We start from the raw sequence: 418 nt of genomic DNA, 5'->3' as shown, positions 1-418 counted from the left end.
TCGTCCTCTTCGGGAGTACGCATCGCTCGGAGGTCCTCTTCCTCGTCTTCATTGAGTTCTTTACTGAATATCGCTTCTAAATCCTCATCAGGAATTTGTGCAGGAATAGAGGTTTTTTTGAGCTCTGGTTGTGCCTTTATTGATTCTTGGTTTGAGGGTAATGACTCCTCAGTTTTTCGTACTGATTCATCAACTTTGGGAGCAATAAATTTACTCTTACCTATTACAGTATAAGGCTCTTTCTCTTTGGACTTTAGGGGATTGCTACTTTTGGGAGTAGAATTTTTACTTTTGGGTTTTAAAAAATTTCTTTCCCATAATAGAAAGAATATGATGATAAACAACAGGATAATAATCATCTTTTCCATAACTTAAAATATTGGTTTATATTTATCTTTAAACGCTTTTTTAATTTCTT

Annotated in this window: 1 pseudogene; it reads right to left on the bottom strand. The window is 34.4% G+C overall.

Going from position 1 to position 418, the window contains the following annotated elements:
* A pseudogene (locus VQ048_RS12700) lies at positions 1-368 on the bottom strand (hypothetical protein); the annotation flags it as partial.
* Between the last annotated feature and the right edge of the window lie 50 nt (positions 369-418).

It is taken from the genome of Bergeyella anatis, from assembly GCF_036016955.1.
In the GTDB taxonomy this organism is placed as follows: Bacteria; Bacteroidota; Bacteroidia; order Flavobacteriales; family Weeksellaceae; genus JAYWXI01.
Note: the sequence above shows the minus strand (reverse complement) of the source record. Positions and strands in the feature narration are given on the sequence as shown.